This window comes from Bacillus cereus group sp. MYBK222-1, assembly GCF_051916425.1.
Taxonomy (GTDB): Bacteria; Bacillota; Bacilli; order Bacillales; family Bacillaceae_G; genus Bacillus_A; species Bacillus_A paranthracis.
This window is the reverse complement of sequence record NZ_JBQAGP010000001.1, coordinates 1,375,599-1,389,577: the sequence shown is the minus strand read 5'-3', so window position 1 is coordinate 1,389,577 and position 13,979 is coordinate 1,375,599. Positions and strand designations below refer to the sequence as shown.

Here is a 13,979-nt window from a genome sequence, read left to right as displayed (position 1 = left end):
TCCAGTTGAAGCGATTAATAGTACGTAGAAAAAAGTGTTCTAGATATAAAAAAAGGAATATACAATGCTACAAAACAAGTAGAACAAATAATCATTTTCTCAAAAAATGTTCTGTATAAAGGCAGGTGACATCATGTGGAGAACGTACCTTTATTACAAGTAAAAAAAATGAGTAAGGCGTTTTTAAATCAACTTGTATTAAAAGAAGTGAACATTCAAGTAGAGCGCGGAGATATATACGCATTAGTTGGAGGGAATGGTGCTGGGAAATCAACATTAATGAAAATATTAACGGGGTTATATTCGTATGATGATGGAGAAATATATGTAAAAGGAACGAAGCAACAGTTTTCAAATCCGTCAGAAGCACATCGAAAAGGTATGTATTTAATACCGCAAGAACCGCTCATTTTTCCGCATATGACTATTGAAGAAAATATATGTATCGGGTTAAAAGAAAAGAAATTAAGAGTACAGATTGAGCAATTGATTAACAGTCTAGGGTGGGATATTGACCTTAATGAACTAGGAGGATCATTATCGATTGCGCAACAACAGTTAGTAGAAATTGTGAGAGGATTAATACGAGAAGCCGAGATTCTTATTCTAGATGAGCCAACATCGACATTAACAACTCACGAAATTAAGAGTCTTTTTGTGTTGATGAAAAGTTTACAAGAAAAAGGAATAGGGATGATTTATATTACGCATCGTTTTCCAGAAATCTTTGAAATTGCCAACAAAGTAGCAATATTACGAGATGGAATGATTGTAAGCCAAGGTGACGTATGTGACTATACATATGACATGCTGATGGAGGGGCTATTGCCAAAAGGGTATAAACAGAAAGAGAAAATAGAAGTAGTTCAAGAAACCACAAGGATGAAAAAAATATTAGAAGTGATTGATATAAATGGTCACGCATTCGAAAATATTTCATTCACTGTACATGCTGGTGAGATTGTAGGTATTGCTGGCATTGTTGGATCGGGCAGAACGGAATTAGCAGAAGCGATATTTGGGTTGAAAACTGTAAAAACAGGGTCTATTTTATTAGATGGGAAATCAATTGATACATGTTCTTTGCATAAAAGGCTAGACGAAGGACTAGTTTATGTGCCGGAGGATAGGGCGAGGAATGGCATTTTTTCAATTGCTTCTGTTAAAGAAAATATTGCAGCAGCAAGTTTACAGCAAAATAATCGCTTTTTTATAAATCAAGAAAAAGAAAGCGCTTTAGTTAATTCGTTTATAGAACAGTTCCGAATTGTTGTACAGGATATGAATGAAGAACTGGCATCTTTATCAGGAGGTAATCAGCAGAAGGTCGTGCTTGCAAAGTATCTCGCATGTAATCCTAAAGTTATTATTCTGGATGAGCCGACTCGTGGAATTGATGCGAAAGCAAGGCTTGAAGTGTATGAGACGATCGAAAAAATGAAAAGGGAAGGACTCGCAATTTTATTAATCTCTTCAGATGTTGAAGAAATTGTTCAATTAGTAAACCGTGTATATGTAATGAGAAATGGACGATTTGTTTCTCATATGGAAAAAGAACAACTGAGTGTGAATGAAGTTACACGCCTTGCATACGGAGGTGTAGCGGAATGAAACGCATGCTAAAAATGCACGAAACATCTATCATAACGTTACTACTAATTTATATAGCTATTGTAGGAATGATAAATCCTAGTTTTATCCAATTTAACTCGTTATCTTTAATGGTGAAATCAAGCGTTATTTTAGTCGTGTTAGCAATTGGCCAGTCGTTCGTCTTATTTACGAAAAATATAGATGTATCAGTTGGTTCAAGCATGGGGTTAAGTGCAGCAGTTTGCGGAATGTTGTTAACTGATGGATATCATGCATCTCTGTCCATACTTGCTGCTATTATACTTGGCGCTATTCTCGGTTTTATAAATGGAATTGGTGTTGCAAAGTTTCGGGTACCGGCCATTATTATGACATTAGGCATGTTAGGAATTATTAGGGGTGCCATGTTAATTTTTACAGGCGGGAAGTGGATTGAAGATATTCCAAACGATTTTAAGCAGCTGTCATCTATCGTCATTTTTGGTTTACCTATAACTGTATGGTTCGTTCTTATTATTTTACTACTACTATACTTCTTTTTAAGGAAAGTGCCATTTGGAAGATACTTTTATGCGGTAGGTGATAATGAAGATGGCGCGAGACTTATTGGTATACCTGTTAATAAAGTGAAAATATGTGCGTTTATGATTTCAGGCATAAGTGCTGCGCTCGCTGGTTGCATATTTGTTATGAATATCGGATTCGTTCCTAATCAAACAGGAACTGGGATAGAACTACAGGTTATCGCAGCTGCTGTACTAGGGGGGGTTCATTTAAAAGGAGGAACAGGTTCTATAGTTGGAGCTGCATTAGGAGCGATATTTTTAGAGGCGATAAGCAGTTCACTCGTCTTTTTAAAAATACCAGCATTTTGGAATAATGCTATTTCAGGTTTTTTATTATTACTTATCATCATATTAGATAGTGTTATGAAAAAGTGGAAAGCAGAAAGGAGGATGAATCTATGAAGTATGTATACAGATGGGAAGGTGTTCTAATTGTATTGCTTCTTATAGAATTCATTCTCTTTAGTTTAATCAATAGTGATTTCTTAAATATTAGTAATCTCCTTTTTAGTACAAATGATTTCCTATTTATCGCAATTGCGGCGATACCAATGACTTTCGTTATAGTAACAGGAGGAATTGATGTATCGGTCGGCTCAATAATGGGGCTCACTTCGATCTTGATTGGTGTACTTTGGATGAACGGAATACCTATTTTGTTTGCTGTCATAATCGCCCTAATAATTAGTTGTTTAGCAGGCGCTATAAACGGACTCATTATAAAAATGACAGATGTAGAACCACTCGTCGTTACACTCGGAACGATGTTTTTATACGGAGGAATTGCACTCGTCATTTCAGGAGGAGCAGGTGCTTCTGGGTACGAAGGAATAAGCGGTTTACCTGACGCATTTGTACAACTGGCAAGCGGTAGTTTTATAGGAATACCAAATTTATTATGGCTACTGATCGTATTAACAGTTTTATGTGCTGTATTATTTCACCGAACCATATATGGACGCCATGTAAAATTAACAGGTGCGAACGAAAATTCAGCAAAATACACCGGGATTAAAACGAAAAAAGTAGTCATAATCGCTTACATACTTTCCGGGTTAGGAGGTGGATTAGGGGGGACTTTCTTAACTGCCTATTTCGGTTCTGCACGTGCTGATATGGGAAGTGAAACAATTTTACCAATCATTACGGCAGTCGTATTAGGCGGGACACTTATTACAGGGGGAAAAGGAAGCATTATCGGTACTGTACTCGCGAGTATTTTCATTGGACTCATGCAGTATGGCTTGCAAATGACGGGTTTAACAAATGAACAATCCAACGTAGTAATTGGTATTATCCTTATTCTTTCAGTTATTATGAGACATTTCAAATTACATCAATTCACACTGGGGAAAAGAAAGAATTTGCATAAGGAGGAAATGTCATGAAGAGAAAACTAGGGATTGTATTCATTGTATGTATTTGTTTAATCGGTTTAATCGCCTGTTCTAGTCAAACCGCAGATAAGAAAAAAGCGGATGATGTGAAATTTGCATTTATCCCGAAATTAACAGGAGTTGGATTCTTTACATCAGGTGGTGAAGGAGCAAAAGAGATGGGAGATAAACTAGGCGTACAAGTGAAATATGATGGACCGTCTGAAGCAAGTGTATCTGGGCAAGTAAAATATATAAACAATTTCATTAACCAAAACTATGATGCACTTATGGTTTCTTCAACGTCAGTTGATGGTTTATCGCAATCACTGCAACGTGCTAAGAAAAAAGGGATGACGGTGTTAACATGGGATTCCGATGTGAATCCGAAAGATCGTTCCTTTTATATAAGCCAAGGAACACCAGACCAACTTGCTAATTTATTAATAGAAATGACTTCCAAGCAAATTGGAGATAAAGGGAAAGTAGCATTTTTTTATTCTAGCCCAACAGTAACAGATCAAAACCAATGGGTAACGAAAGCGAAAGAAATTATTAAAGAGAAATATCCGAACTGGGAAATTGTAACGACGCAGTACGGTGAAAATAATGCGCAAAAGTCTCTGTCAGTAGGGGAGAATATTTTAAAAACGTACCCTGATATTAATGCGGTCATTTGTCCAGATGCAACGGCACTTCCGGCAATGGCACAAGCAGCTGAAAATTTAAAAATGGATAAAAAGGTTGTCGTAACTGGCTTCTCTACACCAAACGTTATGCGTGATTACGTAAAACGAGGAACTGTACAACAATTCGGATTATGGGACGTAAAACAACAAGGTGCACTCGCAACGTATGTAGCAAATGAAATTGTTGTAAAAGGGAAGAAGTTAAAAGTAGGGGATAGCTTCGAAGTAAAAGGAATTGGAAAAGTGAAAGTAGAGCCAAACTCCATTCAAGGATATGATTATGAGGCAGAAGGAAACGGAATTATCGTATTGCCAGAGCGAGTTGTATTTACAAAGGATAATATTGAAAAATATAATTTCTAGTAACGAAAAAACGTCCGAATGTATCGGACGTTTTTATTTCTTCATTAATTATGAACTGTTTCTTTTTCATTTAATCCAAGGGTACGACCTGTAGAAGTGTGAAGGTCTTGGAATAATCTTGGATTTTCTGTTAATGAAATGCCGTAAGAAGGAATCATTTCTTTTATTTTTCCTTCCCATTCTACCATTCGACTTGGGAAACATTTTTCTAATACTTCAAGCATAACATGAACGGCAGTAGAAGCACCCGGTGAAGCACCTAGTAATGCTGCGATTGATCCATCAGCCGCACTAACAACTTCTGTACCGAATTGAAGTGTTCCTTTACCGCCAGCATCAGTATCTTTAATTACTTGTACACGCTGACCAGCAACTACAATATCCCAATCTTCACTTTTCGCGTTCGGAATGAATTCGCGTAATTCTTCCATACGTTTTTCGTGTGATAACATAACTTGCTGAATTAAGTATTTTGTTAGTCCCATTTCTTTTACACCAGCAGCTAACATCGTTAAGACGTTATTTGGTTTTACAGAACCAATTAAGTCAAGGTTTGAACCAGTTTTTAAGAACTTAGGAGAGAACCCTGCGAATGGTCCGAACAGTAAAGCTTTTTTGTTGTCTATATATCTCGTATCTAGATGAGGTACAGACATTGGCGGAGCGCCAACTTTAGCTTTACCGTATACTTTCGCATGATGTTGCTCTACAACTTTTTGGTTTTTACATACCATAAATAGTCCACTTACCGGGAATCCACCAATATGTTTTGATTCAGGGATACCAGTCTTTTGAAGTAGGGGTAGGCTACCGCCACCGCCGCCGATAAAGACGAATTTAGCAGTGTGATGCTCAATTTTACCACTATTCATATCGTGTACTTTCACTTCCCACAAACCATTTTTCGTGCGTTTAATGTTTTCGACACTATGTTTGTAGTTTAGCTCGACATTTTTCGTTTTTAAGTAATCAAACAACATTCGTGTTAATGCACCAAAATTAACATCTGTTCCAGAGTCAATTTTCGTTGCCGCCATAGGCTCATTAGATGTACGACCTTCCATAATGAGTGGAAGCCATTTTTTTAATGTTTCAGGAGAATCGGAAAACTCCATTCCTTGAAACAGCGGATTTTTTGAAAGCGCTTCAAAACGGTTTTTTAGAAACTGCACATTTTTTTCACCTTGTACTAAACTCATATGAGGTAGAGGCATAATAAAATCTTGTGGATTACGAATTAATTTGCTTTTTACAAGATATGCCCAAAATTGTCTTGAAAGCTGGAATTGCTCATTCACTTTTACAGCCTTACTAATATCTATAGATCCGTCAGATTTTTCGGAAGTATAGTTCAGTTCGCATAGCGCAGAATGCCCTGTACCTGCATTATTCCATTCATTAGAGCTTTCTTCCCCGGCACTTGCGAGTTTTTCAAAAACTTTAATTTCCCATTCTGGTGCTAATTCTTTTAGCAATGAGCCTAACGTTGCACTCATAATTCCTGCACCAATTAAGATAACGTCTGTTTTTTGCTGCATGTTGCTCATGATAATCTCTCCATCCCCTATATTGGCAAAAAAGAGTAGGTGTTTACTGTGTCTAAGCCGTAAAAAGAAAACACCGCCTAGGCCCCACCTAGGTATTTACCTTTTTTGTCTCAATTGTATAACCATCTCATACTCTATTATAATAATTAATAGACTAAAATATCTAGTGTTATCTGATAATTTTAAAATATTTAACGCTTTATTTGCCAAAATTCTTATTTAACAAGCACTTTTCAGTTAATGAATAGAAAAAAATTACAGTTTGAAATTATCTCGAAAAAGCTTACGTATCCAAAAGTGGGTAGAAAGGATACTTTTTTATGGGACTTTTTTAAAAATCTATTATATGATTATTCTGAATATTAAAAAGGGGGATACACATGCGTACACAAGAACAAATCGCAAACTTATTTCGAAATTTTTCAATAAAGGAATGTAAAGGGTCAAGTGACTTATATGAATATTTATCAATGAAAATTGCTGAAGATGAGGAAGTACTTACACTATCGTCCTATGCTCAGGTAGGTCAACCAGTCCCAAACTTATTATTAGGTGCAGTACATTATTTATTGTTAGCAGGGAAAGAACATCATGTAAAAACGTATTATAGTAGCTTAGTTGAACATGCTAATACGGATTTAGATCAAGCTTTTGATCATTTTAAAGATTTCTGTAAAATGTACAGAGAAGAAATGATTAATTTATTACAAACGAAACTCGTTCAAACGAATGAAGTAAGACGATGTGCGTACTTATATCCAAGTTTCAGTTACATATTTAACAAAGTGAATAAACCGTTAGCGTTAATAGAAATTGGGACAAGTTCTGGATTACAATTATTTTGGGACCAATATAGCTATTCGTACGGTACAGATGAAACATACGGAAATATAAACTCGAATGTACATGTAACTTCTGAAATAAGAGGGGAGAATGTGCCTCATTTATTAAAAGAAAGTCCACCTGTCGTAGAAAGAATTGGACTAGATTTACATGTAAACGATTTACATAGTGATGAAGATTATTTATGGCTACGTGCACTCATTTGGCCAGAACATAAAGAAAGGCTTGAACTGTTTGACCAAGCTGCATCTTTAGTAAAAAATAAATCTGTTCAATTAATAGAAGGAGACGGCGTGGCGTTATTACCATCTATTATTGAACGAATAAGTGAAGATGCGGTTATCTGCATTTTTCATACACACGTCGCAAATCAAATACCTGAACAAGTAAAACGTAAGTTAGAAAAACAAATCCAAGAAATCGGTGCAAAACGTGATGTATTCCACCTGTATAACAACATGTGGGACCGGGACCTTCATATTGATTATTATATTAACGGAAACGAATATCGTGAAACGGTTGGAGAAACAGAAGGGCATGGGAGATGGTTTAGCTGGAAACTTGGGAATGAGACGCTTTGTTAATATTTGAGAAATTTTTATTTTCAAGAAATTAGATAATGAAATTCCAGAAAATGAAAGTAACTAGTTACTTTCATTTTTCTTTTGTGATAATATGTTAGTAATTACTTACTTACATATTGAATGGAGGAATAAAAATGGGGAAATTAACAGCACGAGAAAAAGTTATGGAAGCTGCTACGCTATTATTCGGGGAAAAGGGGTATACAGCGACAACCATTCGTGAAGTGGCAGAAAAAGCAGGAGTAAGCGAATTAACGATATTCCGTAATTTTAAAAATAAGGAAAATCTTTTTAGGGAGAGTATTATTTTACGGACGACACCAGTTGCTTTGCTAGAGGAAATAGAAGAGCAATTTACTGGTGATTTACATAAGGACCTTACGAAAGTGGCGGAAACATATATTCAAACCAATTTACCAAAGCTAAATTATATTTGGGCTGCGTTAATAGAATCAAGACAAAATAGTGAAATGAAAGCATTACTACATGAGTTGAATTCACATCTAGTGAATCACTTAGAAAGATATTTAAAGCAACTTGGTGAGAAGGGACACATTTCCAACTGTAATTACCGTTTGATAGCGAATATGTTTTATGGACAACTGTTTTTATACATTATGAATGTAAGTATATCGGAAGAAGAAATTCAATTAGAAGAGTATATAGAGACATGTGTAAATTTATTTATGAATGGGATTTTAAATAAATAAAACGAATAAGGGTGGCAGAAATGAGGAATATATTTGCATTAATAGCTTTAATTGCAGGTTTTTTTATGGCAATTTTAGATTCGAATATTGTGAATATTGCATTACCAGAAATGACAAAGACATTTCATACTTCAATTGATACAATTTCTTGGGTTGCTAATAGTTATAATGTTGCCTTTGTATCGTTTGTATTAATTGCAGCACGCCTGGCGGATCAGTTTGGTCGCAAGAAACTGTATATTATTGGTTTATTGGGGTTTTCTATTAGTTCATTTATGTGTGGTATAGCCAATTCTTTTCATATATTAGTAGCTTTTAGGATAATACAAGGAATTTCCGCCGCAGTTATCGTACCAGTTGCTATGCCATTAGGCCTTAATTTAGTACCGAAAGAGAAACAAGGTATGATAGGAGGCATCATGGGAGCTTTTGGGGGATTAGCAGCGGCAATTGGCCCTTCACTTGGAGGTGTTTTAACTGACAAATTAAATTGGAGTTGGGTGTTTTTTATTAATATACCAGTGGGTATATTATCTTTCATCTTCGTGATTCTTTGTATTAAGGAATCGTATGATCATGCTACAAGCTCTAAAATAGATTGGGCAGGGATGATTACTTCTGCATCTGCACTATGCTTACTCGTATATGCACTCATACAAGTAAATACAAATCATTTAAGCACGATAAGCTTAATACTTCTTTTTATGCTCTCATTCATAGGTTTTATATTATTTTTTATCATTGAAAAGAAAAGTGAAAATCCAATGTTGCCATTAAGAATATTCACAAATAAAGAGTTCTCAATCTCGAATTTTTCTTTATTCTTTGTTGGAATGGGACTAATGAACTTTTTATTTATACTTGCTTTTTATTTCGTTCAAGTAGAAGGTATGTCTGAATTACAGTCAGGTTTAATAATTAGCACGCTAGCGATTGTTTCGATGCTTGTTACAGCAATAGTAACACCACTTGCAGCAAAGCGGGGAAGTTCATTAATAGGTAGTATAGGGCTATTAACATTTATCGTAGCGTCATATTTATTTAGTCAAATAGATTCAAACTTTACTACATGGGATTATATTTGGAGGCTAATAATCGTTGGAATTGGAACTGGGTGCACATTAGCACCATATACAACAACGGCAGTTTTAAGTGTGCCTATTGAAAACTCAGGTGTTGCTGCAAGTATTTGTAATATTTCAAGAACAGTTGGAAGTATTGTTGGGGTTGCGATACTTGTGATGTTTCTGAATCATCAATTGTTAGTTGAAAAAGAGAAGGTAAATAGGGAAGTAGTAACTGTGATTAAAAAAAGTGATTTGTCAAATTTAGAAAGTGGAGAAGTATTGCAAGCGATAAATAAAAAACAGCAAATCATCTTAAAATCTGATGGAGAGCGAAAAATTTACAAACAAGTAAAGGAGGAATATCAGCAAGGAATAATTCGTAGTTATAATTTAGCATTTTTAATGGGCGCAACTATATTTTTTATCGCATTTATTTTTAATATAGGAAGAGTCTTATTAGAGAAGAAAAGAAGAGGATCGTTTGAATAAAGAAAAAGGCTGTGCGTCATATAGAGCACAGCCTTTTTATAGTGATATGTATTTAATCAAAACCCAGGTAATCCATCAATCTCACAAACTTTCTTGGATGTAAAACTGATATTTAGTAAAATTTTGCGCGAGGGGATGTTGTTCGGATCAATAATTACAATATAGTTTTGGTATAGTATTCCTCCAAACTAAAAATTTTTTTGTTCGTCAGAAAAGATTGTCTTTAACACTATTACTTACACTACCATAACCGTTGTTTTCAGTAAAACACGCTCCATCTAATGTAAGATTCCCTGAATGTTGTAATGTATTAAAGGTTCATTGGTACGCTCATTACTAAGTCGTAACATGTCATATATGTATTTTTGGCTATATTGAGGATAGGTTGGTTTTATATATGTTTTAGTAATTGAAAGAAAACTATTAAGTATGAAGAAGGGGATAAAACGTTTATAGGGGATATAGAAAGTTATAATATATAGAATTAGAAATGAGAATTTGATAGTATTGGAGTAAGGAGTTTTAATAACAGTATATTAAGTCGTATTAATATATCTGTTGCGAATGCTTTCATTAAATCTCTTATTTTAATGGGAGTATTTGATAGAATTCAAAAAATATAATGGAGGTTAATATGAAAAAAGTAATTGGCGCAGCAACAGCAACAGTTTTTGGATTGGGAGCATTTACTACAACTGCTACCGCAGAAACAATCGTAACAGCAGATGTACTCAACGTACGTGAAAAACCGACTACGGAATCAAAAGTTGTCGAAAAAGTAAAAAACGGGGAAGAACTAAAAGTCATAAATACTGAAGATGGCTGGTCAAAAATTGAGTTGAATGGTAAAGAAGTATTTGTAAGCTCGGAGTTTACGAAAGATATTTACCATGTAACAGCAGATTTATTAAATGTACGTTCTGAATCAAACACGGAATCAGAAATTCTTGGCAGACTGAAAAAAGATGATGTAATTGAGTCAACGAACCAAGTAAAAGATGGATGGCTGCAATTTGAGTATAAGGGAAAAACAGCTTATGTAAATGTTTCTTTCTTATCAAGTAAAGCACCAATTGAAAAAAAGGCTGACGAGAAAACGAAGCAAGTAGCGAAAGTACAAAAAACGGTTAAAGCTAAGGAAGAAGCTAAAACACAGAAGATAACAAAGGCAAAAGAAACAATAAAACCTAAGGAAGAAGTGAAAGTGCAAGAAGTAGCGAAACCTAAGGAAGAAGTGAAAGTGCAAGAAGTAGCGAAACCTAAGGAAGAAGTGAAAGTGCAAGAAGTAGCGAAACCTAAGGAAGAAGTGAAAGTGCAAGAAGTAGCAAAGCCTAAGGAAGAAGTGAAAGTGCAAGAAGTAGCGAAACCTAAGGAAGAAGTGAAAGTGCAAGAGATAGCCAAAGCTAAGGAAGAAGCAAAAGTGCAAGAGATAGCCAAAGCTAAGGAAGAAGCAAAAGTGCAAGAGATAGCCAAAGCTAAGGAAGAAGCAAAGGCACAAGAGATAGCAAAGGCTAAGGAAGAAGCAAAAGCGCAAGAAATAGCCAAAGCTAAGGAAGAGGCGAAAGCACAAGAGATAGCCAAAGCTAAGGAAGAGGCGAAAGCACGAGAAATAGCAAAGGCTAAGGAAGAAGCGAAAGCACGAGAAATAGCCAAAGCCAAGGAAGAGGCAAAAGCACGAGAAGCACTAAAGGCAAAAGAAGAGTCTAAAAATAACGCGCAGTCTGCTAAACGTGAATTAACGGTGGTGGCGACAGCATATACTGCTGATCCGAGTGAGAATGGTACATATGGTGGACGCGTTTTAACTGCGATGGGGCATGATTTAACGGCTAATCCAAATATGAGAATTATCGCAGTAGATCCGAAAGTAATTCCATTAGGATCTAAAGTATGGGTAGAAGGTTATGGAGAAGCAATCGCTGGAGATACCGGAAGTGCAATTAAAGGTAATCGCATTGATGTATTAATGGGTTCAAAAAGTAAAGCGATGAATTGGGGAAGACAAACAGTTAAAGTGAAGATTTTATAATAAATCTAGAATATAACATAATGAAAATAAGACTGACATATTCTGTCAGTTTTATTTTCGTACCATCACATCATTAAGAATTGCATCAAATATATCTTTTTGTGTGAAGTTATCTGTAAAAATAGTTTCTCTAGTAACTTCAATTGTATCGTGCGGATTATACCATTTTTGTAGGGAGTCCTCACCAAATTCATGCCGCTTTTCCCTTGTGTTATGTCGTCGAATCGTTTCTTTTAACGATAAATCAAAGTAATATGTATACGCGTTTCCTTCAAAAAAATGTATTAATTCTTTCAGCATATCACCGTATCTACGACTGTTTAAAATACCTTCTAAAATAACAAACTCACATTTCCCTTTTCCGTACTTTGTAATTTCAAATAGTAAATTGTGTGATAAATTACCGATCGTGTCGTGTACTCTAAGCATATCTCTACGTACAACATCCTGTGATACTAAAAGTGTGCCTTGTCCGAAATGTTCTTGTAGTTGCTTTGCGATTGTTGTTTTACCACTTGCGGAGTTTCCTCTAAGGATGATTAATGTTGATTTTATAGGATTAGACATAATGTATTCCCCCAACGTGAATGATTATATAGAAAATTTTAACAAATGAAACGTAGAAAGTGTATAATTAATATGATGTAAATAAAAAAGGTGGGGCGAAATGGAAGCGAATTTAAATAAGGCGCAACCAATTTGGAAACGAACATGGTTTCGCTATCTTGGGGTATTTATAATTTTACAATTGTTGTTTATTATTTGTGAAGTAACTGCATGGGCACCAAACTTTAGACCTGGCGGAGAATTTTTTAATAGAGTATTAAATTCTCAATTTTTCACAGAATGGTTCACTCCATATGAAATTCCTCATTTTAATGTGTTTACAGCATTTTTTGCGATTACATTGTTACCATACGCACTAATAGGTGCAATGAAAGATTTCACTACAAGAAAAATATAAAGAATTAAAAAGAGGTACTATATGCTATTTCAAAAAGATAATGTATCGGTTAGGTACGTAGTAGAAGAGGATGCACCAATCATTTCAAAATGGTTAACAGACCAAGAAGTACTTCAATATTACGAAGGACGAGATAACCCGCAATCAGTAGAAATGGTACTGGATCATTTTATACATAATCCAAATAGTCATGAAAAAAGATGCTTAATAGAGTTTGATGGTGTGCCGATCGGTTATATTCAAATGTATCCAGTTGATTCGGAGTGGAAAACTTTATATGGCTATGAAGCATCACAAAATGTATGGGGGATGGATCAATTTATTGGAGAACCAACTTATTGGGGAAAAGGAATTGGAACAAAATTTGTTAAGGCCGCAATTACATACATTTTGAGCGAAATAGGAGCAGAAGCAATCGCAATGGACCCGAAAGTAAATAATGAACGTGCAATAAAGTGTTATGAAAAATGTGGATTTAAAAAGGTGAAGATTTTAAAGGAACATGAACTGCATGAAGGGGTATTAGAAGATTGTTGGATGATGGAATATAAATAAAAGGGAGCTGCGCGATATGAAAAAAGCATTAATAGTAATCGATGTACAAGCAGGTATGTATACAGCAGGAATGCCAGTACATAATGGGGAAAAGTTTTTAGAGACATTACAAGAGCTTATTGGGGAATGCCGTTTAAATGATATACCGGTTATTTATGTACAACATAACGGACCAAAAGATCATCCGTTAGAAAAAGGTACAGATGGCTGGAAGATCCATGTGGAAATTGCACCACAAGAAGGGGACAGTATCGTTGAAAAAACGACCCCAGATTCATTCCACAAGACGAACCTAAAAGAAGTATTGCAAGACAAGGGAATCGATCATGTTATCATTTCAGGAATGCAAACGGAGTACTGTGTGGATACGACAACGCGAAGAGCGTTTAGTGAAGGGTATAAAGTAACGTTAGTGAGCGATGCACATAGTACGTTTGATACAGAGGTGTTACGTGCTGAAGACATTGTGAAGCATCATAACGTAGTGTTTGGAGCGTTTGCTAATGTTGTTACGTTAAAAGATTTGAAAGAAACTGTCTCTAAATAAGAGGCAGTTTTTTATTAGAGGAAATCATGTCAAATAATGTCGGTAAGTCGATATCCT

General features: G+C 35.3%; 13 protein-coding genes and 1 pseudogene. 11 read left to right on the top strand and 3 right to left on the bottom strand.

All coding sequences use genetic code 11. The annotated features are described in order from the left end of the window. The first annotated feature begins 135 nt into the window (after positions 1 to 135). The 4 genes from ACTFR9_RS07200 to lsrB are packed head-to-tail and all read left to right on the top strand — an operon-like array spanning position 136 to position 4,587. Positions 136 to 1,611, top strand: a complete 1,476-nt coding sequence (locus ACTFR9_RS07200; protein WP_229136682.1) for a sugar ABC transporter ATP-binding protein — start codon at positions 136 to 138, stop codon at positions 1,609 to 1,611. Beyond that, entirely contained in the window at positions 1,608 to 2,561 is a 954-nt protein-coding gene (locus tag ACTFR9_RS07195) for an ABC transporter permease subunit (protein WP_229136683.1), read from the top strand. The genes ACTFR9_RS07200 and ACTFR9_RS07195 overlap by 4 nt, the downstream gene beginning before the upstream one ends. After that, a complete protein-coding gene (locus ACTFR9_RS07190; protein WP_157734589.1) occupies positions 2,558 to 3,547 on the top strand; it encodes an ABC transporter permease in 990 nt (329 codons plus the stop codon). The genes ACTFR9_RS07195 and ACTFR9_RS07190 overlap by 4 nt, the downstream gene beginning before the upstream one ends. Next, the gene (gene lsrB, locus ACTFR9_RS07185; protein WP_048557976.1) at positions 3,544 to 4,587 is read left to right on the top strand and encodes an autoinducer 2 ABC transporter substrate-binding protein LsrB; all 1,044 of its coding nucleotides are present in this window, start codon (positions 3,544 to 3,546) and stop codon (positions 4,585 to 4,587) included. Before ACTFR9_RS07190 ends, lsrB begins: the two co-directional genes overlap by 4 nt. Before the next feature lie 44 nt (positions 4,588 to 4,631). Here the strand turns inward: lsrB and ACTFR9_RS07180 are convergent, their stop codons facing one another. Further along, the gene (locus tag ACTFR9_RS07180) at positions 4,632 to 6,134 is read right to left on the bottom strand and encodes a malate:quinone oxidoreductase (RefSeq protein ID WP_000069168.1); all 1,503 of its coding nucleotides are present in this window, start codon (positions 6,132 to 6,134) and stop codon (positions 4,632 to 4,634) included. 380 nt (positions 6,135 to 6,514) lie between these two features. On the opposite strand from ACTFR9_RS07180, the gene ACTFR9_RS07175 reads away from it, so the two are divergent. The 3 genes from ACTFR9_RS07175 (at position 6,515) to ACTFR9_RS07165 (ending at position 9,827) form a co-directional block, all read left to right on the top strand. Next, positions 6,515 to 7,561 carry a DUF2332 domain-containing protein gene (locus ACTFR9_RS07175; protein ID WP_048557975.1) on the top strand — a complete coding sequence of 349 codons (1,047 nt, stop codon included), beginning with the start codon at positions 6,515 to 6,517 and terminating at the stop codon, positions 7,559 to 7,561. 134 nt (positions 7,562 to 7,695) lie between these two features. Continuing rightward, a complete protein-coding gene (locus ACTFR9_RS07170; RefSeq protein WP_048557974.1) occupies positions 7,696 to 8,271 on the top strand; it encodes a TetR/AcrR family transcriptional regulator in 576 nt (191 codons plus the stop codon). Between the two features lie 20 nt (positions 8,272 to 8,291). After that, the gene (locus ACTFR9_RS07165) at positions 8,292 to 9,827 is read left to right on the top strand and encodes an MFS transporter (protein WP_229136684.1); all 1,536 of its coding nucleotides are present in this window, start codon (positions 8,292 to 8,294) and stop codon (positions 9,825 to 9,827) included. 56 nt (positions 9,828 to 9,883) lie between these two features. Here ACTFR9_RS07165 and ACTFR9_RS07160 read toward each other — a convergent pair. Continuing rightward, positions 9,884 to 9,982: pseudogene (locus tag ACTFR9_RS07160) on the bottom strand (GNAT family N-acetyltransferase); the annotation flags it as partial. A gap of 479 nt (positions 9,983 to 10,461) precedes the next feature. Between ACTFR9_RS07160 and entB the strand changes: the two are divergent. Continuing rightward, positions 10,462 to 11,856, top strand: coding sequence for a cell wall-binding protein EntB (gene entB, locus ACTFR9_RS07155; RefSeq protein ID WP_440048961.1), 1,395 nt, complete (start codon positions 10,462 to 10,464; stop codon positions 11,854 to 11,856). A 51-nt stretch (positions 11,857 to 11,907) separates the two neighbouring features. Here the strand turns inward: entB and ACTFR9_RS07150 are convergent, their stop codons facing one another. Beyond that, positions 11,908 to 12,423: a kinase gene (locus ACTFR9_RS07150; RefSeq protein ID WP_061130971.1), complete on the bottom strand. Its 516-nt coding sequence runs from the start codon at positions 12,421 to 12,423 to the stop codon at positions 11,908 to 11,910. Between the two features lie 100 nt (positions 12,424 to 12,523). Here ACTFR9_RS07150 and ACTFR9_RS07145 point away from each other — a divergent pair, with 100 nt between their 5' ends. Genes ACTFR9_RS07145 through ACTFR9_RS07135 form a run of 3 tightly spaced genes read left to right on the top strand, consistent with a single transcriptional unit; the run spans position 12,524 to position 13,922 of the window. Further along, entirely contained in the window at positions 12,524 to 12,820 is a 297-nt protein-coding gene (locus tag ACTFR9_RS07145) for a YfzA family protein (RefSeq protein WP_061130972.1), read from the top strand. A 21-nt stretch (positions 12,821 to 12,841) separates the two neighbouring features. After that, a complete protein-coding gene (locus ACTFR9_RS07140; protein ID WP_061130973.1) occupies positions 12,842 to 13,375 on the top strand; it encodes a GNAT family N-acetyltransferase in 534 nt (177 codons plus the stop codon). A 16-nt stretch (positions 13,376 to 13,391) separates the two neighbouring features. Continuing rightward, the gene (locus tag ACTFR9_RS07135; RefSeq protein WP_073535833.1) at positions 13,392 to 13,922 is read left to right on the top strand and encodes a cysteine hydrolase family protein; all 531 of its coding nucleotides are present in this window, start codon (positions 13,392 to 13,394) and stop codon (positions 13,920 to 13,922) included. Positions 13,923 to 13,979: the final 57 nt, after the last annotated feature.